This window comes from Planctomycetota bacterium (assembly GCA_016235865.1).
In the GTDB taxonomy this organism is placed as follows: domain Bacteria; phylum Planctomycetota; class MHYJ01; order JACQXL01; family JACQXL01; genus JACRIK01.
Genome location: JACRIK010000021.1, coordinates 181,347 through 207,147, shown reverse-complemented (window position 1 = coordinate 207,147; position 25,801 = coordinate 181,347). Strand labels below are relative to the sequence as shown.

The 25,801-nt window shown below is 48.8% G+C and carries 23 protein-coding genes and 1 tRNA gene; 8 read left to right on the top strand and 16 right to left on the bottom strand.

The features are described from left to right. Positions 1-2 precede the first annotated feature (2 nt). From HZA49_06860 to HZA49_06835, 6 genes are all read right to left on the bottom strand, one after another. Positions 3-665, bottom strand: a complete 663-nt coding sequence (locus HZA49_06860; protein MBI5779160.1) for a hypothetical protein — start codon at positions 663-665, stop codon at positions 3-5. Positions 666-1,074: 409 nt separating this feature from the next. After that, entirely contained in the window at positions 1,075-1,284 is a 210-nt protein-coding gene (locus HZA49_06855) for a hypothetical protein (protein ID MBI5779159.1), read from the bottom strand. 98 nt (positions 1,285-1,382) lie between these two features. Beyond that, positions 1,383-4,925, bottom strand: coding sequence for a putative Ig domain-containing protein (locus tag HZA49_06850; GenBank protein MBI5779158.1), 3,543 nt, complete (start codon positions 4,923-4,925; stop codon positions 1,383-1,385). 181 nt (positions 4,926-5,106) lie between these two features. After that, positions 5,107-7,158, bottom strand: a complete 2,052-nt coding sequence (locus tag HZA49_06845) for a sigma-54-dependent Fis family transcriptional regulator (protein MBI5779157.1) — start codon at positions 7,156-7,158, stop codon at positions 5,107-5,109. A gap of 103 nt (positions 7,159-7,261) precedes the next feature. Beyond that, a complete protein-coding gene (locus HZA49_06840) occupies positions 7,262-7,732 on the bottom strand; it encodes a hypothetical protein (protein ID MBI5779156.1) in 471 nt (156 codons plus the stop codon). Positions 7,733-7,805: 73 nt separating this feature from the next. Beyond that, on the bottom strand, positions 7,806-7,916 hold the full coding sequence (locus tag HZA49_06835; GenBank protein ID MBI5779155.1) for a hypothetical protein: 111 nt from the start codon (positions 7,914-7,916) through the stop codon (positions 7,806-7,808). Positions 7,917-8,738: 822 nt separating this feature from the next. Between HZA49_06835 and HZA49_06830 the strand changes: the two genes are divergently transcribed. The 4 genes from HZA49_06830 to purF all read left to right on the top strand — a co-directional run bounded on the left by HZA49_06830 (position 8,739) and on the right by purF (position 12,643). Beyond that, entirely contained in the window at positions 8,739-9,167 is a 429-nt protein-coding gene (locus HZA49_06830) for an EamA family transporter (GenBank protein MBI5779154.1), read from the top strand. Positions 9,168-9,384: 217 nt separating this feature from the next. Beyond that, positions 9,385-10,587, top strand: a complete 1,203-nt coding sequence (locus tag HZA49_06825) for an Nramp family divalent metal transporter (protein MBI5779153.1) — start codon at positions 9,385-9,387, stop codon at positions 10,585-10,587. Between the two features lie 113 nt (positions 10,588-10,700). After that, positions 10,701-11,060: a four helix bundle protein gene (locus HZA49_06820; protein MBI5779152.1), complete on the top strand. Its 360-nt coding sequence runs from the start codon at positions 10,701-10,703 to the stop codon at positions 11,058-11,060. Positions 11,061-11,164: 104 nt separating this feature from the next. Beyond that, positions 11,165-12,643, top strand: coding sequence for an amidophosphoribosyltransferase (purF, locus tag HZA49_06815; protein MBI5779151.1), 1,479 nt, complete (start codon positions 11,165-11,167; stop codon positions 12,641-12,643). A 70-nt stretch (positions 12,644-12,713) separates the two neighbouring features. On the opposite strand, the gene HZA49_06810 is transcribed toward purF, so the two are convergent. The 4 genes from HZA49_06810 to rfbA form a co-directional block, all read right to left on the bottom strand. After that, positions 12,714-12,788: transfer RNA gene (locus HZA49_06810), tRNA-Val, on the bottom strand. 158 nt (positions 12,789-12,946) lie between these two features. After that, positions 12,947-14,188 carry an NPCBM/NEW2 domain-containing protein gene (locus HZA49_06805; GenBank protein ID MBI5779150.1) on the bottom strand — a complete coding sequence of 414 codons (1,242 nt, stop codon included), beginning with the start codon at positions 14,186-14,188 and terminating at the stop codon, positions 12,947-12,949. Position 14,189: 1 nt separating this feature from the next. Next, entirely contained in the window at positions 14,190-15,254 is a 1,065-nt protein-coding gene (locus HZA49_06800) for a DUF362 domain-containing protein (protein MBI5779149.1), read from the bottom strand. A gap of 30 nt (positions 15,255-15,284) precedes the next feature. Beyond that, on the bottom strand, positions 15,285-16,160 hold the full coding sequence (gene rfbA / locus HZA49_06795) for a glucose-1-phosphate thymidylyltransferase RfbA (protein MBI5779148.1): 876 nt from the start codon (positions 16,158-16,160) through the stop codon (positions 15,285-15,287). Positions 16,161-16,266: 106 nt separating this feature from the next. On the opposite strand from rfbA, the gene hydA reads away from it, so the two are divergent. The 4 genes from hydA to HZA49_06775 all read left to right on the top strand — a co-directional run bounded on the left by hydA (position 16,267) and on the right by HZA49_06775 (position 20,065). Then, positions 16,267-17,751: a dihydropyrimidinase gene (hydA, locus tag HZA49_06790; GenBank protein MBI5779147.1), complete on the top strand. Its 1,485-nt coding sequence runs from the start codon at positions 16,267-16,269 to the stop codon at positions 17,749-17,751. After that, on the top strand, positions 17,724-18,353 hold the full coding sequence (gene ribE, locus HZA49_06785) for a riboflavin synthase (protein MBI5779146.1): 630 nt from the start codon (positions 17,724-17,726) through the stop codon (positions 18,351-18,353). Before hydA ends, ribE begins: the two co-directional genes overlap by 28 nt. A gap of 191 nt (positions 18,354-18,544) precedes the next feature. Next, entirely contained in the window at positions 18,545-18,991 is a 447-nt protein-coding gene (locus HZA49_06780; GenBank protein MBI5779145.1) for a hypothetical protein, read from the top strand. Between the two features lie 21 nt (positions 18,992-19,012). Beyond that, positions 19,013-20,065: a peptidylprolyl isomerase gene (locus HZA49_06775; GenBank protein MBI5779144.1), complete on the top strand. Its 1,053-nt coding sequence runs from the start codon at positions 19,013-19,015 to the stop codon at positions 20,063-20,065. Here the strand turns inward: HZA49_06775 and HZA49_06770 are convergent. From HZA49_06770 to HZA49_06745, 6 genes are all read right to left on the bottom strand, one after another. Next, positions 20,062-21,717, bottom strand: coding sequence for a DUF4173 domain-containing protein (locus HZA49_06770; protein MBI5779143.1), 1,656 nt, complete (start codon positions 21,715-21,717; stop codon positions 20,062-20,064). The two genes, HZA49_06775 and HZA49_06770, sit on opposite strands and share 4 nt — an antisense overlap. A gap of 14 nt (positions 21,718-21,731) precedes the next feature. Continuing rightward, a complete protein-coding gene (locus HZA49_06765; GenBank protein MBI5779142.1) occupies positions 21,732-22,916 on the bottom strand; it encodes a hypothetical protein in 1,185 nt (394 codons plus the stop codon). A gap of 151 nt (positions 22,917-23,067) precedes the next feature. Continuing rightward, a complete protein-coding gene (locus tag HZA49_06760) occupies positions 23,068-23,415 on the bottom strand; it encodes a hypothetical protein (GenBank protein ID MBI5779141.1) in 348 nt (115 codons plus the stop codon). 83 nt (positions 23,416-23,498) lie between these two features. Continuing rightward, positions 23,499-24,287, bottom strand: a complete 789-nt coding sequence (locus HZA49_06755) for an enoyl-CoA hydratase/isomerase family protein (GenBank protein ID MBI5779140.1) — start codon at positions 24,285-24,287, stop codon at positions 23,499-23,501. A 111-nt stretch (positions 24,288-24,398) separates the two neighbouring features. Further along, complete coding sequence (locus tag HZA49_06750; GenBank protein MBI5779139.1) at positions 24,399-25,145, bottom strand: 3-oxoacyl-ACP reductase FabG; 747 nt, start codon at positions 25,143-25,145, stop codon at positions 24,399-24,401. Positions 25,146-25,459: 314 nt separating this feature from the next. Continuing rightward, positions 25,460-25,786, bottom strand: coding sequence for a helix-turn-helix domain-containing protein (locus HZA49_06745; GenBank protein MBI5779138.1), 327 nt, complete (start codon positions 25,784-25,786; stop codon positions 25,460-25,462). Positions 25,787-25,801: the final 15 nt, after the last annotated feature.

Below are 25,801 nucleotides of genomic sequence, written 5' to 3'. Positions count from 1 at the left end.
TACTATGGTGATACCGTGCACTTAGCCGTTTCGCTGTAAGGACCGACGCGTTGTTTCTTGTCAATCCACTGAGCCCGGTATTCCACGTTCTGTGGCTCGGTGATGGCCAGATTATGCAGATAGGGGCTGTTGGTGTCGTCGGCCACGAATGTCCACGGCCCGCTTTCTATCCGATACGAGATTCTGGCCGCCGCAATGTCTTTGGGTTTGGCGTTGAGTTTCTCGTTGGACGGGTTGACGCCGAAATGGACCGTGACCTGCCCGCGCTGATGCCAGTCCAGAATCAGGTTAGGCGGCGCCAGATTCAGCACATAGTCCGGCGGAATCGGGGTCGGATTCGTATCCCACACGGTGATGCGCAGGGTCTCTCTTTGCCCGTCGGTCAGGTCCCGGCTTTTCTGGGCCATTCCGGCCACTTCCCGAACCGTATCCTTGGCCGTATCGCGTCCGGCATCCTTGTCCTCGGCCGCGGACCGAGCGGCATCCTGGGCGGCCTGGTGCGCCACATATTTGACCTGCCAGGCCGGATAGGCGTTAACGGCCGCGGTAACCTTGGCCGCCGGCAGTCCGAGAGTTGTGCCGATCGGGCCGATATTGGCGCTGAAATTGCGCAACCACTCGTCAAACTCCGCGTCTGAGTACGGTATATAATCTCTTCCTGGCATTTTACACCTCCTATCCCGATTTTGGTATCAACCTATTAAATCCCCCTTAATCCCCCTTTTGCAAAGGGGGAAAGAAAGGGATTAGAAATCAGGATTTACTATAAGTTATTAAAATTAAAGATGTTATATAAATAACACACCGCCTTCAGTGAAACTTTCACCGCCCTCAGTGAAATCTTCACCGCCCTCAATGAAATCTTCACCGCCCTCAATGAACTTACTCTGCCCTCAGTGAAACTTTCCCCGCCTTCAGTAAAGTTTTCCACGCCCTCAGTGAAACTCTCACCGCCCTCAGTAAGGTTTTCACCGCCTTCAGTGAAACCATCACTGCCCTCGTAAAACCTTCAATGCCTTCAGTGAAACTTTCCCAGCCCCCAGTGAAGTTTTCACCTCCCTCGACAAACCGGGCTTATATCTTTGAGCCCAGGTAATGGACAAGTTTACACTCTGAGAAAGACGTCCCGCTTTTCATATCATTGGTAAATTTCTTTACTGCGGCATTGACGCCTTTCGCGTGCCGGAAGTTTTCCAAATCTATAAATGTCGTGCCGTTCGGCTCCCCGTCAAAACGCGTCACCGCCATATCGCCGGGTAATTCCGCTGAGTTAATTTCCAGCATATCCATATCCTATTAACCTTTCATTCATCAGCATAATGACTTTATACCCCCTCACCTATCCTCTCCCCAATGGGGAGAGGGAAGGGTGAGGGGAACATTTACGGCGCTTTGACGGCGCCCATATCCATACTGCCCTGCGGCCTGGGCGTGCGGAAGAAATCGGACCAGACCGGGACCAACGCGCCGACTCCGATGGCGTAACTGCCACCCATCAGCATAAAGTCCGTTGGAACATCCGGCGTGGCGCTGAACCATCCGGGGAAGGTGTTTTTTATTTGGAAGTTTGTAGAGTTGGCCGCTGTAATAGTGCCTGTGCCGGCATCGATAACCATATTCGTAGCCCATGAGTCAGTTCTAACGTATGGAGCATAGGCCAAATTGTTATACACGGTGACATTCGTAGACGGTGCTCTGATATCAACAGCAATAAAGTATCCGACAGAGGTGGGTCTATTGCTGTAGATGGTATTGTTATACACGCGAACGTTAGTCGGAGGAGGTGTTATAATGTCTGTTGGACTGCCTGGGGTGCCGCGCACCAGGACAAAACCACCACTAGATATTGCGCAGATATTATTCCGGATAGTAACCTCGTCGGCATCGACCGCGAGTGCCTTGACAACGCTATTTGTTATATCAATCGGCTTGGGCCACCAATTGCGTTCAACAATGATATTTCTCAGCCGTTCGTCTTTGTAAGAGTCCTGGGCGGCCATATTAACCGTGTAGACAGCGTTAGACATCCCCACAAATTTGTTGTCGGAAAGAACGACTAATTCGGTATATCCGCCCGTCTCGCCTTCTACCCCTGTCGGGGGCGGGTCGGTATGGTAATCCGTAGATGGTGTCCAGGTCGGGCCGTGCATCTTGATGACCCCCTTGGTCGACGCCTGCCTGCTGAGCGTGTTGTTGCTGACTACGGCTTTATACAGGTAAAAAAGCCGCACCACGTGCTCGCCTAATATGGCGTCATCTCCAAAATTCCCCAGCATCGCGAAATGCTTCCCGGACCCGGCGAATCCAACCCCGCCGGTTGTGCCGACTATGCGCACAACAGATGAATCAACTATGGCAATCTGGTCATACGTCTTGTGGCCGGGATAGCCGTTGCCATTCTGAGAATCCAATATGGTAGCAGTAAACCCAAAGCCATCGTGTATGTCGTGCATATTCAATCGCAGGAGAGTGACCTGATTTATACCCCCTTGGGTCCTGACCCCTTCTGAAAGAAGCGTTGACAGACCATCAAACTCCAGGTCCATCACGCGCCAGTCGCCGATGCCCGGGGTGCTTCTGTTGGATAAAGCTAATATCACAGTATTGTTCGTCATTCGCACAATGGGCGACGCACCAGCGCCAAACGCCCCCACGATTCCTGGCCCGTTACTGGTTAGTGCACCAGATGCCGTGGAAGTGAACGTATCTCCCCTCCTGAACAGCACTCTTTTTCCCGTGGTTGCGTAGGTGGTGATGGCCGTGGCAAAGTTTGGCTGCATAACTGTGAAAGCTCCGTCTGGACAGCCGTCAACTCCCGGTGTCGGAGTGACTGTCGCGCCGATGCAAATAGTATTTGTGCCGGCAAAGATTACATCAGGGTCTTGGACCGTGATAGTCGTATTGGCGACCGCGGTGTTGGTGCCGTCAAACGCGGTCAGGTTGATTGTGTATGTGCCGGGCCTTTCAAAGACGTGCGCCACGACCGGACCGGTGGCTTCATTGCGGCTGTTGACGCCCGGATTACTGCCGGTGGCCCAGGTGGTGCCGCTGACCGGTGAGCCAAGCGGGTCGCCGAAATCCCAGCGGTATTCCAGGTCGTGGAACGGACGGGTGGTCGCGACAGCCGTGGTGGATGAGGCGTCAAAGAAGACGGCCAGGGGCGCGACGCCCGATGTCCGGGCCGGGACTAATGACACAACAATAAGGGGTGTAAAGGTGGCGGTGACGCTGGTGTCCGCGGTCATCGTGAGAACGCAGTCGCCGGCGCCGGTATATGCGCCGGTCCAGCCAATGAAGCCGTAATTGGCGTCCGCGACCGCGGTCAGTGTGACGACCGTGCCCGGGATGAATCCGGCGCTGGTGCTGGCGTTGCCGGAGATGCCGGCCGGGGATGAGGAGACCGCGCCGCCCCCGTTGTTGGTTACGAAGAGCGTGACGGCGCCCGGCACATCAGTCACCGTAATAGTGATGGCTTCTTCATCAAACAATGCGCCGGTATCCGTGGCCCGGAAAGTTACATTATAATCACCGGACTGGATATAGTTGGGCATCCAGGAGAATGCGCCGGTAGATGAATTCAGGGTTGCGCCGCCGGGTAAGCCGGTGGCCGAGTAGGTCAGGGTGTCGTTATCCGGGTCAGTAGCAGAGACGGTAAATGTTAATAGCGCGCCTTCATTGACGGCCTGGTTTCCGATGGCGGCCAGGACAGGAGTCCTGTTGATATTATTGACCAGGATGGTTATGGCTTTGGAGTCGGATAAACTGTTTGAGGTGGCCGTAAAGGTGACGACATAATCACCTGCTTGAGTATAATCAGGCATCCAAGCGAAGTCGCCTGTGCCGGCATTTAAAGCGGCTCCGGTCGGCGTTCCAGCCATTGAATAGGCAATCGTATCGCCGTCCGGGTCTGATGCGGAAAGGGTGAATAACAGATTGCTATTCTCATCTACGGCCTGATTGCCCGGCGCGGTTAATACCGGCGGCCTATCCGTATTATTTACCGAGATGGTTATGGTTTCGCTGTCAGCCAGATTGGGAGCGCCGCTGTCCGTGACCGTGAAGGTAACACTGTTATATATACCTGCCTGGGTATAGTTGGGAGTCCAAGAGAAGACGCCGGTAGTCGGGGTAAAAACAGCTCCAGATGGTAAGCCGCTGGCCGAGTAGGTCATGGTGTCCGCATCCGGGTCAGTGGCAGAGACGGTAAATGTTAATGTCGTGCCCTCATTTACGGCCTGGTTGCCGATGGCGGCCAGGACCGGCGGTCGGTTGACATCGCCAACCGAGATGGTGATGGTTTCGTCGTCAAAGGCGCCAGAGACATCCTCGGCCCGGAAGGTGACATTATAATTGCCGGTCTGGGCATAGCCGGGCGTCCAGGAGAATACGCCAGAAGATGAATTCAGGGTTGAGCCGGTTGGTGTGCCAGCCATTGAATAAGTAATCGTATCGCCATCCGGGTCAGCGGCTGAGACGGTAAATGTTAATAGCACGGCTTCATTCACCGTCTGATTGCCCACGGCGGCCAGAACCGGCGGCCGGTTGACATTGCTTACTATAATAGTAATCGGCTTGGAGTCAGCTAAACTATTGGCTGTTGCGGTAAAGGTGACCGGATAACTGCCGGATTGGGTATAGGACGGGGTCCAGGAGAATGCGCCGGTGGATGGGTTTAAGACCGAGCCGGTGGGCGTTCCGACCATTGAATAGGCAATCGTATCGCCGTCCGGGTCTGACGCGGAGAGAGTGAATGACAGCAAGGTATTTTCATTGACATTCTTATCGTCGGGCGAGGTTAATACCGGCGGCCGGTCTGCCGGGACGCTGGAGCCGCTGACGCCGCTGCTGGAGCCGCAGCCGCCGTAGTTAAAGGTGGTGACAAAGGCCACCAGAAATAGGGCCGCTATTATTGCGCTGTTTCTCATACAACCTCCTGCTTATGTTTTTACACGGTTAATCTTACCTATATATATGCAAATATCGTGCCAGATGGATGAGGACTTACAGATTCAATAAAGATTTCTTATTACCTTGCTTATCAATGAGTTAGGGAATATCGTCAAAGACGGGAATAATGAGATTTTAGGATTGGGTGTCAGGAAAATCTTACACTGACAGGTTTTTATTACTTTTGCCGGATGGGATATTTAGTTGCCTCATTTTTTCATGCAGATGGGGACGAGTGAACCCAAGTAAGCGGGCCGCATGTGTAATACGGCCATTACATTTTTTAATGGTTTGGATAATCATATTTCTTTGGAAGGCGCAGGTTAATTCCTTAAGGGTTGCGCCGGCACCGCCTGATGGTCGGGCAGGCAACTGGGTTTCATCAGCCGAATAATTGCGGATGATATCGGACAACATTGGTTTAATAATAAGATTTGTATTCGGGTGTAATACACAGATACGTTTTATCTCGTTTTCCAGTTCGCGGATATTGCCGGGCCAGGAATAGGCGGTGAGGAGACGGAGGGCGTCTTGCGATACTTCGGGAATAAAATCTCCCCTTATTTCTAATCCCCCTTTCTCCCCCTTTGCAAAAGGGGGATGGGGGGATTTGATTGATTGGGGTGAGGGGTGGTATTTCTTAAGGAAGTGTTCTATCAATAACGGCACATCCTCTTTCCGTTCTCTTAAAGTCGGCAGATTAACAATAATAGTATTAATCCGGTAAAACAGGTCTTCCCTAAATAACTTCTGCTTAACCATTTGCTTTATGTCCTGGTTGCTGGCAAAGATGAAACGGGTGTTGACGGCTATCTGTTTCTGAGCGCAAATCCGCCAGACCAGATTCTCCTCCAGGACCCGCAGGAGTTTCTGCTGCATCCCGCCTGACATACTGCTAATCTCGTCTATAAAGAGCGTGCCGCCAGAGGCCAGTTCAATATAACCTTTTTTGTCTTCTTCCGCGCCGGTAAAGGCGCCCTTGGTATGGCCAAAGAGCGCGCTTTCCAGAAGCGACTCCGGTATCGCCCCGCAATTAAATGCCAGGAAGGTCTTGGCTGAACGTGGGCTATTGGCGTGAATCGCCTGGGCAATCAGTTCCTTGCCGGTGCCGGTCTCGCCCTGGATTAATATCGGCAAATCCGTCGGGGCAATCTTTTCTATTAGCTGAAATACCTCTTGCATCGCCGCAGAGTTACCAATGATACTCCATTTATAAGGCGAGGTTTCATGACGGCGACTCAATGCATTGACCAAAATCGCTGGGATGGGTTGCGATTGCCTGGGCAATTTCAACTGGCGATAGAGTTTCTCAAATTCACGGATCTTTTCATAGAGCCAAACCGTATCTAATTTTGCCAGGATGGGTTTGATACGCTCCTCTATAGATGCGGACTTGTCAGGCAGACCTTTAAGCAAATAGCACTTACTCAAAAGAAGTCCTGATTCGCAAATGAAGTTATTGAATTTCAGACGCCTGGCATCTCTCAGGTTTTCCAGTAATGTTTTAATGGCATCATCTATCTTATTTTCCAGAAGGTTAATTACAGCCAAATAGCTTTTGGCGTCCAGTATTCTTGTAGGAAGGTTAAATTGTTCACCGAGTTTAATACATTCCCGTAATGATTCACGAGCTTGCTTGTATTCATTTATGGCAATCAAATACCCACCTCTGAGCTGGTTATAATCCGCAAGAGCTTCTTTAGATAAGAGAATAATCTCGCGAGAAGACAATCTGTTTTCAATAACATCACTTACCTTTTCTAATTCGTTTTTACCAAGATAGCAATGCCCAATCATAAGCAGAGTCCACGCATCACGTTGAGCATCCATCGGAAATATCTTATCACCATATTTTTTATAGTACTGTTCCACCTTCTGGAACTGGGCTAAGGCCAGGTCAAGATTTCTCATCATAAGAAGATTATGCCCCATACCAAATGAGGCATAAATAATCCTTGTCTCCGAAAGAGAAAACCTTACTGATACCAGATAAGCCCGGTAAAAAATGTCCAAAGAACGGGAATATTCCGCCAGATGATAATAAACGCCTCCTAAATTTACATACAACTGGTATTTATCCAGAGAAGAATAAGAGAGGGTACGGAGTTTTTTCAGGGCCGTTTCGCCTATTCGTTTCGCATTGTTATAGTCCTGCTGGTCCAGGGCTGATTTGATACGGTCAAGATATTCGGACAATTTCTGACGCTTCATTTGACTGTAAATTCCGGGGACACAATACACTTTCCTCCGAATTTCGAATTAATATTTTCTTCGGTATAATTAAGATAAAACTGCATTCTCCGAATCTTTCGTGCTATCTAATTCTTTCAATTCTATGCGTTGAAACGCCCATACTATTTGCTTCATAATCAAAGCCTATAGAGTATCCTTTAAAAGCTCCGTTACCTTGCATTTCAAAGAAGTAACAACCATAATCAAGAAAGAGTTTATCTTCTGCTTCTTTAGATGGAAAATAGAATAACTGCAAGAAACGTCCGCTAAAATTACCTTCAAAATTCCATTTCTTGTCTGGTTTATCCTCCATGGTTATATATCCATAAATATTTGATCCTTTTTGACGTTCAATAACTAATAATTCTTTATAAGCATTGTTTGGATAATTATAATCTTCCCAAGTAGATTTCCATTTCCCCACTAAACTCAAAAACTTACTTCCCTTAAATAATCTGTCAAAAAAATCAGTTCTGGCCAAAAGAGCACCTATAATTGCTCCAATAATAGTGCCTCCTGCGCCAATCAAAGCAGTAAGAATATCTGTATTCATTTATAATCTCCAGTATATATCTTATCTTCCCCGAAACACATTCCTTGTAATTCCGGTGACGCCGATTATTCCCCTATAATTTAATCAGCCAATTACACAATGAATTAACCTGGTCCTGGTTAGTCAGGTTAGCCGCATTGGTCAGGGTTCCGTCCTTTAACTGCTCCCAGATTTCACCGGCCATCTTCTTCTCTATCGCCGCTCCGGTATTCCGGTGACGCCATTTAATTCCATCCTATCATTTTGCTCTTTGCCGGGCAAGGTTTCTTCCGTCATTAACTGCCGAATGCTTAATTAGTTATTACCACGTTTACTACCACGTTTAGGGGGTTTATTACCACGTTTCTCCCAAAGCGCCCGCCGGCCGGTTCCTTTGCAGGTTAGATACCCTTCTCGACGCATACGGTTTAGAACATTTCTAATCATATCGCGGCTCACGGCCGGACATACACGTTCTATATCAGAAATACCAAAAGTAACCGGAAGATTCCTGATTGTTTCTTCCACCATAATCGTTTTTGGTAATCTGGGTAATCTGGGGACACGTACGAATTTAATGATATCATACCACTTTCCGGAATGAATGCAAATTAAATCCGCCCCCGCCCGAATTTACCACCATCCTGTTGACCTGCGTTCCAGTAGGTACTCGGAGTCACGCTAACGCTTAGAGCCCGGTGCGTGCGCCTTTGGCGTACTCCCGACCAGTCCCCCGAAAGCATTCGCTAACGCGGTCTCAGTAGAGTTCGGGGGACAGGGCCATTTTGCTCTTTTCCAAGCAATGTTTATTCTTGATTATTCGGGTTATTATTTCTCCCCGTATAGGAAAGTATAAACAACAGGATTTAGCAGATTTAACTGATTTAATTAATCTGATTAATCCGTTTAATCCAGTTGTTAAATTTCTTGCTTTTACCGAACAAAACATTTATATTCGGTCTTCCGGTCAGTCAGTCGGCCGGTTGACCGGTAGACAGGAAAACCGGCAAACTTAACGACTAAAACAATGCAGCTAAATATTGTCATACTTCTGATTCTGACCGCCATACTCTGGGGCACTACGCCAATAATGGAAAAGAAGGGGCTGGAAACCACCTCGCCCATAGTCGGACTGGCATTCAGGAACCTGGCCATCATCATCGCGGTTTTCATCACTGTAATCGTAATGGGCAAGACCAGGGAAGTCCTGTCCACCCCGCCCAAGACCATGCTCCTGTTCGCGGCTACCGGACTGATTGCCGGTTTCCTGGCCATGCTGACCTATTTCGGGGCGCTGAAATTAGGCGCTACCTCAAAGATTATCCCGATTTCAGCCACCTATCCGTTAGTTACTGCCCTGCTGGGCATATTAATCCTGGGTGAACAGGCGACTCTGTTTCGGATTCTCGGCGCCGGACTGATTATCGGCGGTGTCTGGCTGGTGAAGATAGGATGATGGTCAGCCAGTCGACAGGCGAACCGGAAGACAGGCAGACAGATAGACAGAAAACATGAATAATGTTCCAACCACTTCGCAAGGTGAAGCTACCCCACCGGTGCAAACTGGCAACCAGAACCCGCCAGAGGCGGGTCTAACTCGCTGTAACACTCCTTCGTCGTTAACAGCGAGTAAGAAAGGCTTCTGGGCAAGTTTCTTAATCGTCCTGTCCCTAATGGGCCCGGGTTTGATTACCGGCAATTTCGGCAACGATGCCGGCGGTATCACCACCTATTCCGTAGCCGGGATTGATTTCGGGCTGGGCATGCTCTGGATGGTGATTCCGGTAGTGGCTATTTTATTGCTCTACCAGGATATGAGCGGACGATTAGGCGCGGTCACCGGCAAGGGTTTATCAGACCTCATCAGAGAAAACTTCGGGGTCAAGGCCTCGTTCTACATCATGGTCGGAAAGTTCATCGCCGGCATTGCCAACGCGGCCTCCAATATCGCCGGCATTGCCGCGGCTATGACGCTCTTAAATATCAATTATCTGTCCAATAAATACCTGTCCGTGCCGATGATAGTCGCGGCCCTGTGGATTCTGACCATCAAGGCCAACTATAAGCGGTTTGAGAAGGTCTTCCTGGTCGGCATCCTGTTCTACGGGTGTTATATCGTGGCCGGATTCCTGGCGCCGGTGGATTGGGCCGAGGTCAGACAGGCGGTCATCACGCCGTCATTCAGTTTCGACCATAAGTTCCTGATGCTGATGGTGGCCTTAATCGGCACCACCCTGGCGCCCTGGATGGTCTTCTATCACCAGTCCAGCGTGGTGGAAAAGGGCATCACCATTTCCAATTACAAGTATTTCAGGTGGGAGGCGCTGTTCTCGGGCCTGAGCGTCGGGCTGGTGATATTCTTTATTATCGTGACCGCCTCGTGCCTGCACGGTAAGGGCGGAAGCGGAGTCCGGAGCGCGGAAGACGTGGCACTGGCATTGTCTCCGCTGGGCGGGAGTTACACTACCTACCTGTTTGCCATCGGGTTATTGATTGCCTCAATCGGCGCCGGCATCATCCTGCCCCTGTCCACCTCGTTCTCGGTCTGCGAAATATTCGGCTGGGAGAGCGGCGTCTCCAAACGATTCATAGAAGCGCCCCAATTTTACGGCATATTTACCTTGCAATTGATTATCGGAACCGTTATAGTGTTGATTCCGAAGATTTCACTGATTTGGATAATGATTATCTCGCAGACCCTGAACGGGTTGCTGCTGCCGCCGGTGTTAATCATTATGCTCATCCTGATTAACAAGAAGAAGCTGATGGGCGAATACCGGAGCGGCTGGCTGATGAATACCGCGGCGATTACGGCCACCGTGGCCATCACCATCTGCGCCCTGGTGCTGGTGGTGGTCGGCTTGAGTGGCGGATAGGACAGTCGGCCGGTCAACCAGTCAGCCGGTCGGCCAGTCGGTGGGTCGGTCTAACAGTCGGCCGGTTAGCCGGTTAACAGACAGACAGGGAGACCGATAGACAGGATGACTGCATAATGAAAGTAAATAGATTCGAAGATTTAGAGTGCTGGAAGAAAGCCAGGGAACTTACAAAAATGGTTTACCAGATAGCCGCTAATTTTACCAAAGACAGGCGACTGGTAGACCAGATAACAGGGTCAGCAATTTCTACAATGAATAATATTGCCGAAGGATTTGATAGCGGCGGAGATAATGATTTCCTGCGCTATTTGGGCTATTCAAGAAACTCCGCTTCTGAGATTCAATCATGTTTATACGTCGCATTAGACCAAAACTATATTAACCAGAATAAATTTGACAGGATATATCAAACCGCAACGCTTTGTCGTAAACTAATAGATGGACTCAGGCGATATTTAAGGAAGAAATAACCGGTCGACAGACCGACCGATAGACCGGACAACCTATTGACAGGTAGACCGAATGACCGCCTGACAGATAGACCGGATGACCGGTAGACAGGGAGACCAATTTAATGTGCGGAATATTAGGTGTTTGCGGTTCTGGGAACATTGTCGGCGAGCTCTATAACGGCTTAGGCGCATTACAGCACCGGGGCCAGGATGCGGCCGGCATCATCACCTGCGACCAGCAGTTCCATCTCAAGAAGGGCAACGGACTGGTCCAGAATATATTCAACCAGAAGAATATCGCCCGTTTGAATGGTAATATGGGAATCGGCCATACCCGCTATCCGACTATCGGCGGCGGTGATGCCGAGGATGCCCAGCCATTTTATATCAATGTGCCGCTGGGTATTGCCATGGCCCATAACGGCAACGTCACCAATTACTCGGAACTAAAAAAGGCGCTGGAGAAAGACAGTTTCTACCATCTGAATTCCCGCTGTGATGTCGAGACCATCCTGAATGTCTTCGCCAATGAATTGGCAAATAATAATCTACGCAAGTTCTCTCCCGAAATGGTTTTTAAGGCGGTTCATGCTGTCTTCAAGAAGGTCCAGGGCAGTTATTCGGTGGTGGGCATAATCGCCAATAAAGGAATGTTTGCCTTCCGCGACCCGCAGGGCATCAAGCCGCTGGTCTTCGGCCGGAAGGACGATAATTACGCCTTTGCCTCGGAAAGCGTGCCGCTGGATATCCTGGGCTATCAACTGGAACGCGACGTGATGCCGGGCGAGGCGATTTTCATCCAGGAACAGGAACCGTTCTTCAAGGCCCAGCGCCAGTTGTTCTCCAAGCGCCTGATGAAGAAGGCCCATACGCCTTGCATTTTTGAATGGATATATTTTGCCCGGCCGGATTCCGTTATGGATGGTATCAATGTCTATGAAGCCCGGCTGCGGCTGGGCGAGGAACTGGCCAAAGAGGTCATCAAGCGGAATATCAAGGCCGATATCGTGGTGCCGGTTCCGGACAGCGCCAAGCCGGCCGCAACGACCATGGCCGAGAAACTGGGACTGCCCTTCCGCGAAGGACTGGTCAAGAACCGCTATATCGGACGGACCTTCATTATGCCCTTGCAGGAAGCGCGGGAAAGCACGGTCCGGCAAAAACTCAATCCCATCAGGGCCGAAATCAGCGGCAAGAAGGTTCTTCTGGTTGATGACAGCATTGTCCGGGGCACGACCTCACGCGAGATAATCAATCTGGTAAAAAACGCCGGAGCCAAAGAGGTCTATCTGGCCGTGACCTGCCCGCCCCTGAGGTATCCCTGCGTCTATGGCATTGATATGCAGACCAAGAACGAATTCATTGCTCGGAATAAAAACGAGGATAAGATTGCCAAGGAAATCGGCGCAGATAAATTGATTTACCAAACCCTGAACGGACTAACTAAGGCGGTCAGTATCAGGAAATTCGCATCCTCATGCAGCCAGGGGAATAACAAATATTGCACGGCCTGCTTTACCGGTGTCTATCCGACCAAGATATCGGACAGTATGTTTAAGGAGATAGAACAGGACCGGCGCAAGGCGCAGTGTTCGTGTTGAATGTCTGCCGGTTTTCCGGTCTGCCTGTCTTCCGGTCAACCGATTGACTGGCCGACCAGCTGACTGAAAATGGTGGGCGGTAAGGGATTTGAACCCCTGACCTCCTCGGTGTAAACGAGATGCTCTTCCGCTGAGCTAACCGCCCGTAAGTTATTCCTCCGCTCCCGACATAAAGCCGGGATAAGAAACTGTAACGCTCCTTTGTCGCTAACAGTTTCTAATGAGCTAACCGCCCGTATTTATACAAGTAAAATATCAAGCCGTTTATCCATTGTCAATATAAATTCTGCTATGAAATGATTCTTATTTAATTACACGAGCCAAGGCCCAGGCGGCGCGGTCTAATATATAACCGTCTCCGGCATCACTCACCACCAGCCTGATTTCCTTGGCGTTCCTGATATCAAGGGACATGTCTTTAGGCGGGCTGTCTTTCCTGAAGACCTCGCTCTCGTATGTCTTTTTGCCGTCTGTATAGATAACAAACCTGACGCTGCCTGATAACTCGTCATTCTCGCCTTTGACGCTCTCGTTAGACAAGCCGATAGTGGCAAAGAACTTCTGGTATGAACCATCTAATTTATAGGTAAGTTCGCAATTGGCGTGCGCGGCCAACCCCTTGGAATACTTCCGCCCTTGCAGATAAATGGGTTTCTGGCTGAACAGCCCTCTGTCTCTCTGATAATGCCAGAGGAAAGTTCTGGACTTATCATCAGGTGAGATATATTCCTTGGCATCTGCCGGCTCTAAATCAGACAGGTAAATACAGCGGCTGTTCCTGAAACAGATGAAACTTACGCCTTGAATCGGAATCTGATAATTAACTTTTCCCTGAACCAGACCAAGCGTTTGTTCTGATAGAGACTGACTAATGGAGCCATTTAACCTGGAATTATCCGCCAGATACACCACGGCCGGTAAATCATTACCGGCTGTCTTTTGTGGCGCGGCCGGGAATGAGAACAGGTTAATGGCCCAAACGTCTTTCATCTTATAGGTCCGGTCCTGGTTATAGAGCGTTGACCTGATGCTGACGCTCTCCGGGGTGAGCGAAATGACAATCCCGCTGTCCATATCGCCTGAAAGGAGGAATATCGTGTCCTCACGCTCGGTCTTCCGAACCGCATCCATTATCTTCAATGACAGCGGCTCCTTGTCCTCCATCCTTTCAATGGCTGATATCTGCTCAAAGTTAAGAACTATCTTGCCCAGGATGCTGTTATAAACCGCAAATCCGTTCTTGGCCGTATCTGAAATCACGCCGTATAAAACATCCTGATTGACCAGGGTTATCCGGAACCCGGCCCCGGCTTGAATAGACGGGGTGACCGGATTACCATGAAACGATATCCCGACCAGATTATTGCAGGCGAAAGAGGTTGGAGTGACTCCTTTTGACAACAAAACCACCTGATTGTTATTCTCAAATCTTATTCCATCCCCTTCAAAGACGCGGCCGTCAAGGTCCGTAACCTGAGTTCCAGTCGGAGTCGCATAGATATAACCGCTAAAGAGGATAATAATTATGGCTAATATGGTTTTCATCTTATTCTATTTTATAAGCCCGGCTGCCGACTCCTAGTTTCTCCGACTCCCTGAACTGAATGGTATAATCAATCTCAGGCCAGACCTCCCGGAAAATATCTCTCTCCGCCTTCTGGTTAATCAGATCAATGCTGGCCATGTCAATCGCCACCGGGTCTGAGGAAGCCAGAATACCCAAATCAGGCAACAGTGGTTTTTCGGGTTTATCAATGCAGTCACAATTCTTGGTGATGGTGGTAGCAAAGTTGATGAATCCGGCTCTTTTATCTTTGAGGATACCGGCGCAATAGCGGGCCATCTTGGCCTGCATACGGTCAGAAGTCGCATGCCACTTGTCAACCTTGACCGCCTTGTGCGGACAGACAGCAAAGCACTCGCCGCATCCATAACAAATATCCTTATCAATATGCGCCTTACCATTAACAAGCGTAATCGCCTCTGCCGGGCAGTGGATGATGCAGACCTCGCAGGCCTGGCAGTCGCCGGTGATAATCTCCGGTTTGACACCAGAATGCTGGTCCAACTTGCCGCCCCGTCCGGACAGGCCCATGGCAATATTCTTTATAGCGCCGCCATAACCGGTCAGCAAATGACCGGTGCAATGGGTCAGGGCAAGGATAACATCAACCCGCTTGGCCAGGCCGGCAATATGAATCCGCTCGCCCTGGAATGGGACCGATACCTGATTCTCGCCGATGAGCCCGTCAGCAATAATGACCGGACAGCCCAGATTCTCATAGGAAAACCCGTGCCGGGCGGCCAGTCCCAGATGGTCCACCGCATTAACCCGCGGGCTTTCATAAAGGGTGTTGGTATCGGTAACAAACGGCTTGGCATTGGCTTCCTTGACTATATCAACAATCACCTTGACGAATACTGGAGATATAAAACTCTTCTTTTTCTCTTCGCCCAAGTGCATCTTAAGCGCCACGAAATCATCCTTCTTGAGCAGCTTATTAAATCCGGCCTTCCTGAACAGTGATTTCAGCTTAGAGGAGACAGAAGCAGTCGGCTCGTTATTATCGGTAGGTGTGAAATAAACGGCGCTCGGATTAGATTTACTCACTGTGAACTCCCTCACCTGATTGAAGATACGCTACTTATCGGCTATATTCTGAAGATACTGGCCATAACTGGTTTTCTTGAGCGGTTCTATCAATCCCAATAATTGTTTCTTGTCTATGTATCCCAATTGATATGCTATTTCTTCTATACACGCGACTTTCAATCCCTGCCGTTTTTCTAAAATAGCGATGAACTCGGCCGCATCCAGTAAATCCTCGGGCGTGCCGGTATCAAGCCATGACACACCTCGGCCCAGAAGTTCTACCCGCAGTTTGTTATTCTTCAGGTATTCCTTATTAACATCGGTAATCTCCAGCTCGTTTCTCCAGGAAGGTTTTATGCTTTTGGCAATCCGGACCACTTCATTGTCATAGAAGTAGAGGCCGGTGACCGCATAGTTGGATTTGGGCTGTTTAGGTTTCTCTTCTATCGACAACACCCGACCGGCGGCATCAAAATCCACCACTCCATAGGCCTGCGGATTACGGACATTATATCCGAAAACGGTAGCGCCGCGTTTGGTCTTCACGTCCTCAACCGTCTTTTTCAGGAGCGTCAGGAAGTTGTGCCCGTAAAATATATTATCGCCTAATAACAGGCAGACATCGTCTTTACCGATGAATTCCTGGCCCAATATAAATGACTCAGCAATGCCATTGGGATGAGCTTGCTCCTGGTAAGAGATGTTAAGACCCAGATGCCGGCCGTCGTTAAACACCGTCTTAAACCTAGGCAGATCCTGTGGTGTTGATATAATCAGGATTTCCCGTATGCCGGAAAACATCAGAATCGATAACGGGTAGTAAATCATCGGCTTGTCATAAATCGGCAGTAACTGTTTGCAAACCCCGAGTGTCACCGGATAAAGACGTGTCCCGCTGCCGCCGGCTAATATGATACCTTTCATTAATTCCTCCTATCCTTTATTTATTTAATCAGGATATAATTTTAGCACCCCTTAAGTCAAGGTTTTCTTGACCAATAAACTCCTTTATGATAAATATGGTTATATTATGAAGATAAAAATACTCAACGGCACGGTGGTAACCTCAGCCGAGGCATTTAAGGCGGATATCGCCATAGAAAACGGCGTTATCACCAAGATAGAACGCAAGTCAAAGACCGCCAGCGCTGATTTATTGCCCGAATTTGAGGCCGACAAAGTGATTGACGCCAAGGGCCAATACATCCTGCCCGGCGGAGTCGACGTTCACACCCATTTTGATATGCCGTTCGGCGGCACGGTCACGGCCGATAATTTCTACACCGGCACGGTGGCCGCGGCCTGCGGCGGAACCACCACGTTTATTGATTTCGCCATCCAGAACAAAGGCGAGACCCTTAAGCAAACCCTTGACAACTGGCACAAAAAAGCCGAATCTAAGGCTGTGATTGACTACTCGTTCCACGTCGCCCTGACCGATGTGAATGACAATACCATCTCGGAAATTCCGGAAATCATCAACCAAGGCGTTACCTCATTTAAACTCTTCATGGCTTATAAAGGCAGCTTGATGTCCAGCCCGGAAGCCATCGGTCGAATATTAGCCGAATCAGGCAAACTCGGATTCCTGACCATGCTCCACTGCGAGAACGGCGAAGAAATAGATAAATTAACCAGGGAACTCCTGGCCAACGGCAAGACCTCGCCCTTTTATCACGCCTTGAGCCGGCCGGCTGACTCGGAGGAACAGGCCGTAGCCCAGGCGATAAAACTGGCATCGGACAATAACGGCAACCTCTATATCGTGCATTTGAGTTCTGAAGGCGGACTGAAGAATGTTAAGAAAACACTCTTGGGAAATAAAAGGGTATTCGCCGAGACCTGCCCGCAATACTTAACTTTATCCATTGACAAATATACTGAAGCGCCGAATGCGCCCTTGATAAAAGGGGACAAAGGCAGCGTTAACCTGCCGCCTGAATTTGAGGGCGCCAAATACGTGATGTCTCCGCCCTTGCGGGGCAAATATAATCTCACGGCCCTTTGGGACGGCATCAAGGCCGGCGCCATTAACACGGTGGCATCGGACCACTGCGCCTTCAACTTTAACGGGCAGAAGACGCTGGGATTGAATGACTTCTCCAAGATACCCAACGGCATACCGGGCGTGGAAACCAGATTATACCTGTTATTCAACGAAATCATAAAGGACAAAAATACTAATATCAATAAATTAGTGGACGTCTTTGCCACGGCGCCGGCCAAACTGTTCGGGCTCTATCCCAAAAAGGGAGAAATAGCCATAGGCGCCGATGCTGATATCGTGGTGTTTAACCCTAACCTAAAACTGCATATCAAGAAAATCAAACTTCACCAGGATGTCGACTACTGCCCCTTTGAAGGATACAAAGGCAAGGGCGCTATTTCCTGTGTCATTGCCAGCGGACAGGTCATTGTCCAGAAACACGCTTTCTGTGGCGCCAAAGGAAGCGGCAAATTCCTGAAACGCAATAAATTCAACCCGTTATGTTTACAGGCATCGTCCAGCAAATAGGCCAGATAATAAAGACCGCCCAAAAAGGCTCTTTATTGCAACTGACCGTCAAGATACCTGCCATGGATAAACAGGTTAAAATCGGAGACAGCATCGCCATTAACGGCGTCTGCCTGACCGTGACCACCAAGACCAGCCATAAAAACACCTTTACCTTTGACGTAATGTCCGAGACGGTCAAACGAACAACACTGAGTTCATTCAAAGCCGGCGACAAGGTCAATACGGAACTGGCGATAATGTCCGGAGACCCTTTTGGCGGACACTTTGTCCAGGGGCATATTGATACCGTGGGCAAGGTATCATCCATAACAAAATCAGGTTCAAATTGCCTGATACAGATCACCTGCCCGCCGGAAACTGCCAAATCCATCATAGAAAAAGGCTCGATTGCCATTGACGGCGTGAGTTTAACCGCATTTGATATCCGTTCCGACCGGTTTTCGCTCGGCCTGATTCCCCATACTCTTAAATCTACCATTCTCGGAGCTAAGAAAATCGGAGATAAGGTCAATATCGAGGTGGATATGCTCGGTAAATATATCCAGAAGCTGCTACCCCAAAAGCCGCCGGCCGGTTCCCGCTCGGATGACGGATTTTAACAGTCCAAAATTTAATCTGTTAAATCTGTGGCTATTTTTCTTGATATATCTTCATATATTTAGTATTTAAGAATAGTATCTAAAGAGCCGATATTATAACATCATCCCGACATTCGTCCCGCCGAAGCGGGATACATCGGGATAACTCGCTGTAAGGACAAAAGTCCAACAGCGAGTAAAAGGAGATAAATATGAAAAACTCTAAAATATTGATTATCGGAACCATATTGCTAAGCGGACTATTGGTAATGGGCATTTCTTCCTGCCGTATTTTAGGCAATAAGTCGTCCAAGACCACCAAGGTTACCACCCCATCGGTAAAGAACTACCAGGCGCCGGATGTGCCGGTACCGGCTAACTTTGAGCACCGCCCTGATAAATCATGGGCCTATGTGACCGGCAGCGTCCGGACCACTTCAATCAAGTATATCGGCAGCGCCCGAACCGAAGACCTCATGGAATTCTACAGTAAACAGATGACTAAATTCAACTGGATGGAAAACAGGTCATATAACCCTAATCCAAAAGAATCCTCTCTGACTATCGGATTCCTGAAAAACCACGAACAATGTTTGATTAACATTAACCAGAAGGGCTCTGAGACCCACCTGACCATTGAACTGGGTTACGGGAAATAGTCCACCACGGAAAGACAGAAAATGAGTCCGACAACAGAGAAACAGAATCCCTCAAACCGCGAGGCCAGGATATATCCCAATAAACCGCCGCCTGGCAAGGAAGATATTATCCAGATTCCGTTCTGGGCCAAGATATCCACCTTTATCAACACCCACCAAAACCTGCTGTTCTTTATCCTGTTAAGCGTCTGCCTGGTTGCCGGACTGCTCTGGTGGCGCCATTACCGGCTTGACAAGATGACCCAAGAGGCATCATATAAACTGGAAAAGTCTGATAATGCCGAAGAATTAAAAGGCATGCTCCAAAATTATGGCATGACGCCGGTCGCCCCGCTCATCAGGTATAAATTGGCTAATATTTACCTGAACGAGAATAAATTTGACGAAGCTAAAAAGGAATACGACTATATCCTGGAAAAATTCCCCAAGCACCCTATCACCGAGCAGGTAACCCAGCTGCTCAATCAGCTCAAGGTCAACGAAGAATGGGCCAAGGGCGAATTAAACAAGCAGCTGGCTGAAATATCCCAGAAGAGGAATCTGCCCCGCCTGACCATAATGACCGCCAAGGGTGACCTTGAGATAGAACTCTACGAGGATGACGCGCCTAATACCGTGGCTAATTTTATATCCATTATCCAAGCCAACGTCTATTCGCCCACCGCGGTCTATGAAATCAGGCCTGACTTGGGCGTGTGTCTGGGACGGAAAGAGCCGCTGGACTATGCTATCTCATTTGAGGAAAACCAAATCAAGCACAAGGAAGGCGTGCTTGGTATGATTCGTGACACAGACGTTTCCTCAGGTAAGCCGATGCCTTCAGACAGTTACAGATTTTATATCTATACAAGTGACAAAGAAAATGAAGAACTGGACGGCAAATACACCATCTTCGGCCGGGTGGTAAAAGGCATGCCGGTGGTCCGGATGCTGACCAAGGATGACGCCATAACCTCTGTCGTGATTAACTTCAAGCGCCTGCACGAATACAAGGCAGACAAAGTGAATATAGAAAAATCCTCTACCCCGATTACCCCGGCCGGAACCGAGCCGCCGAAAAAGTTACCATTTTAATACCATTTCTTGGTATGCTCGTTAAGATCATTAATCGCCTTTTGCCATTGCCCGTCAGGTATAATCTTCTCTAATGTGCTCCGGACTGATTTGATTTCCTTCAGGGCGTTGAAGCGCGACAGTTCCCGCTCCACCCAGCGCTGTTCCTTATCCTGCAGTTGCCGCAAATTTTCCTGCTCCCGGAGCAGAATACCAGCCACCCCCTTACGGATAGTTTCATCCTTACAGTCCAGCAGCGGAATCAGGGCCGGAATACCCTCGGCCGTGATGGGCTGGACAATCAACTGGACCGCTGAGCGGGGATTACCGTGTAAAATAAGATGGACATTATATTTGAATACCACTACATCCATCGGCGTGATGACCAATGCCAGAAGCCCCAGGGAAAAGGCCAGCAGATGACGCCGGGTCATCCAGAGAAAACTCTTCACCCGATGCATCTTCAAAGCCACGATTAATAATCCGATGACCACCAGCAGGATGCCGTAAGCGCCGACAATGCGCATCCGGGTTAGGCCGTTACAATCTATATACATCAACAGCCGATGAAATGTCCCAACCGCAATAATCAGGTTCTGAGCCACCCAAATCCAAGCCAGTATCTTCAGCAGCCGGGTGCGGCGGTGGAAATTCAGGTCCCTGATGAAAATCACTCCCAACACCAGACTGGTCAAGGCCAGCGCCAGGGTCAGCCATAATGTTCCGCTCCGGGCATATTCGGAATAGCTTAATCCCTGCGGCAGCGCCTTCTTAATCCAGAGATAGGAAAAATCCACAATGTTATAGAGCAGGAAAACCAGATTCACCGCAACAAGGGTATTAATGGCAATGGCGGCCAATAAGTCGGTAAACGGCAGTGCCGAGCCCTGCTTCATCTCTTCATCATCGCCCAATATCGGCGTCAGCACGGTAAGCTTGAGTTTCTGGGGCGCCAGTAAAATCACGGCTGATATAAATGAGAATATCCAGAAGAAGATATGGCCGATGGACGGGAAATAATCCAGGATATGGGATAATTGCTCCCAGACCCAATCCCAGATACTCGTCATCCAGGATGCCACAACGCTATTAGCCAGGGCAAAGATGATGATAAAGACCAGCACGATTACGGCTGGAATCAGCCAGATAAGACCGAGCCGGAATAATCGCGCGCCCCAGAATGGGAATCGCGAACTCAGCTTCAATATCGTCCGGGCATAACCGGTCAATATAAGAGGCAGTTTTAAGCCGGTCCAGCAAAATGAATGGACTAATTCCGTGATATGCAAAGAGAACATCTTCAGCGATGAGGTAAAAATAAAGATAAGTATAAAAGCCGTTATCCAGCCCCAGGCGCTTGCCTGCCAGATGCTTCTGACAGCCAGCAGAATCAACAGACCTTCGCAAATTAATCCGCCGATGGAAAAAGACGGCCGCTCAATCAGCCAGATAAGACCGGCGACTAGCAGAATCAGGGCTCCCAAACCCAGGCCGTCCGTCCGGCCCCAACTCTGGTAGATAAAATAATCAAATATAATCACCAGCAACAGGGTGCTAAGAATAACCGTCTTGGTGATATCAGGAATCCACCCTATCTTGTCTGAAGCCGTTGGTTGCGCAGCCGCCGGTTCAGCCGGATTTGGCATTGGTGTAGCAGCATTTTCTTCTGTCATACATCCCCCCTCTCTTATTTTAAATATCTATTCAGGTCTATCTTCCTGAAATATCCGTTAGCCGCATTCCTTGAGCCGGATGCAAAATACAGTATCCTTTCCTTCGGGAATATCACCATTGATTGCAGGTTGATATTGTCAATCTTAACTGCACGCAGAACGGAAATAACCTTTTCCATATCAAGTTGTCCGTAATATTTATCCGCCATCCTAACCATATCCACATACCGGTTATCACCCTTGACCTGATTCATATCCGGTGAAACAAACCAGTTGGTGCTAAACAGCAATCCCTTTTCAGGATAGCGTAAGGACGCCCTATTGTGGGTAATCTCGGCAATCACGGACTGATTATTCGCATCGACCATCGCAAGATTAATCGGCGCTGACCGGTCCGCGCTTTTTATTACCTCTATTGCCTGGTTTATATCTGAAGCATTCTCCATAATCTTGCGTAACAGAATAACAGACGGCATTCCATCATCGCTGTCTGTCCCGTCTAAACTCACCAGCATCGCAATAGCCAGTCCATCCTGGTTGATTCCTGAAAGAACCCCGGCAAAGCCCGGCCAGATGATTGAGGCAAATGATTTCTTATTGTCCGGATGATATATGGTTATCATATTATAATACGTGGCAATACCCAAAGGAAGATAATCAAGGTTCCGGCCAAATATGGTCTGCTTATCCTTGCTGGCCAAACCGGATGAAATTATAACGCTGCACATCGGAAACTTCGGCTCGTCAATAATAGTGTGCAACAATAAGATATCATCTAAAGAAACGCCTGATGCCTTGCTCATCTCAGCTATCTCTTCCAGATATTCCTTGGGAATATATTTCTTCATTGACTCCATTGCCTGTCTCGCATAGGCCTTTCCAGTCTCGGTATGCAGGAAACGGTTTAGATAGTTGCTGACGAGTGTATTTAACTGTGGCTTAAGTAAAATCCCCTGCTGACTGCCCAATTCCGCAGGACTGCCCCTCAAAACCATAATCAGCACCTGTGATTCGGCATCAAAGAACAATTCGCCCTTACCTGACTTGGCGGGAACGAACTCACGATAAGGCAGTTTCGGCGCTATATAAGGCGTGGTCTCTATGACGCAGCAGAATTGGTTCAATATCACATAACCGACAATAATGACAAGAACAACAACTACAATCCGCTTTATGGCGCCTTTGCTTATTATTTTCATCTTCTCAATCCCTTGTCAATCCGTAGTTTTATAGTGATTTAACCACCAGATATTGGTTTGTCTTGCTTCTATCTTTACGGTCATCTATGGGAACGATAGCGAACCCGAGTTCACGCATTGCCTGCAGAGTAACCTTATCTTTATAGTCAATCTACCCTCTAATATGCTGGCATCTCTTTGTCTTGGCAAACTTGATTACTTCCTTTATAAGACGGCGTATGACATCAGGATTGTCATTAGGATTATATATATCTTCAATAAAGATAATATTATCGTGCCTAAACGGACCGTATGCCACCGGCCCGATATCAACAACAATTCCGCCTAATAGAAATGGGCCGGAGCCGGTCGTCTCAAAGAAATAATAGTCGCCTTTATCTCTGGGGTTATTACACCATTTTATCACCCTTGGGAAAAGGTCTGCGAATCCCCGCGCATCCTGCCGTACCATTTTCAGAGATATCTTAAGCTTCTTAACTCTAATCTTTAATGTTCCCATATTATCTCCCCTCTTTAATCAGTGCCCATCTGTGTAATCTGCGAAGCGACAGCGAAGTTCCACCCCAGCGGGATGGTTCCGGTTTATTTATTCTTCCAGACCGGTTTGCGCTTAGACAGAAACGCATTCAGGCCCTCCTGGGCGTCCTCGGTCTTCATCAATTGATTGAGATAGATGTTTTCTACTTCGGTAAGATACTCAAGGAATGCGCTCTGTTGCTGCTTCAATGCGGCTAATTTGGTGTAACCCAGTACCACGGCGCTCAAGTTGGTTATCTTGGAGGTGAAGTTGTTTTCTTCTTCTTTAAGTTTATCCACAGGCACGGATTTATTTATCAAGCCGATGGACAGGGCTTCAGGCGCTCCGATAACCACGCCGGTCAGGAGCAGTTCCATTGCTTTGGCCTGCGGGATAATCCGGGGCAGGAGCATACAGGCAATGGGCGGGAATACGCCGACCTGAATCTCTGGCTGGCCGAATTTGGCGGTCTCAGCGGCAATGATAAAATCACAGAATATGGCCAGTTCGCACCCGCCACCCAGGGCCGCGCCCTGCACCACAGCCAGGGTCGGCTTGTTGATGGCTATCAGGTTCCGGAATATCTGGTGGAAATCCTTTATCATCTCAATCGCGGTAGAACCGATGTGCTCGGACACATCCACCCCGGCGCAGAATGCCTTGCCCTCGGCGTCAAAGACCAGCAGTTTCAGGCCTGCCTTACCATCAGGTAAATACTGCTCTTTAGCCAGCCCTTCCAGCACCCCATTAATCTCCTTCATCATTGCGATATTAAGGACATTCAGAGGCGGATGATTCAGGGTTATTCGGGCCACGCCGTCTGAAAACTGATATTTGATATGCTTATATTCCATAGTTCAACCTTTCAGGTGTTACAAGAAGTTACATTAAGTTACAAATGGTTACAGAAGGTTGCTGTAACATCTTGTAACCTCATGTAACATCAGGTAACCTCTTGTAACCTTTTATATATACTGTCCTCCATCCACCTTTATTACTTCTCCGGTAATATGCCTGGCCTTATCAGAAGCCAGGAATGAGACGACCCAAGCCACCTCGTCCGGCTTGCCGATTCGGCCCAGGACGATTTCCGCCAGCGCCTTCTGCTTGACCTCTTCCGGCGCATTGACCACCATATCGGTCTCAATCAGTCCGGGCGCCACGGCATTGACATTGACGCTGAATTTGCCCAGTTCCCGGGCCACGGACTTGGTCAGCCCGATAATCCCGGCCTTGGAGGCGGAATAATTGGATTGGCCGAATTTACCTCTCAACCCGTTGATAGAGGTAATATTTATTATCTTGCCTGAATTCTGGGTCTTGAACAGCGGCACGACCGCGTGGATATAATTAAAACAGCCCTTGAGATTGATGGACATCACGTTATCCCATTGCTCCTCGGTCATCTTCCAGACCACCGAATCCTGGTTGATGCCGGCGTTATTGACTAAGATATCCAGGCGCCCGAATTCCTTGAGCGCGGACTGAACCATCTTCTCGGCATCAGCGGACTTAGCCACATCGGCCTGTATGGCCAGGCCTTTGCGTCCCATCTTCTTGATTTCCTCCACGATTTTATTGGCCTCGTCAGCGTGCTTGCGGTAATTGATCGCCACATTAGCGCCGTTCCGGGCTAAATCCAGGGCAATAGATGCGCCGATACCCACGCTCCCGCCGGTGACAATCGCGCCTTTGCCTTCTAATTCTTTCATATAATTAAAGCTTATAAGTTAATAAGGTTATAAGATGATAAGTAATTACCACTTATCAACCTATTTACTTATCACCTTATCAACTCTCTCTGTTTTTAGCAAGAAATAAAATAATAGGAAACCAGATGATTATATCAACTTTTCAATAACCTACCTTATTCTTTACAAACCGTATGGATAATCTTTCCAACCCGGTTGGCTATTCTTTGCAATCCGTATGGCTACTCTTTATATCGTATGGGGGGATTATCTGAAGGGGGTAGGCCTCTCCCCCTCCCCCTATTTTGTGAGGGGAAGGGGGCAAAATGCAACAGCTACGACCTCTTTAAGAGCCCACTTATCCCCTGTTTACGGTATAGGGCCACCCAGCCCTTGACACTGCGGTAAGAGACATCGAATGACTGACAAATCTCTTTGTAGGTATGTCCGCTGTCAGAAAGGTAGATGGCCTGGAGCCGCCTACAGGCCCTTATCCTGCCTGTTGATGCCAGCCGGGTAACTTCACGATTTAGCAGAATGCGTTCCGGTCCGGTGAGTTTGATAAAGATATTAGGATATGACATGATTTCCTCGGTTACAAATAGTTGCAAAAGATAATCAAGAAAATATAAAAATGCAACCACAGATTTCACAGATGACACAGATTTCCCTTAAAG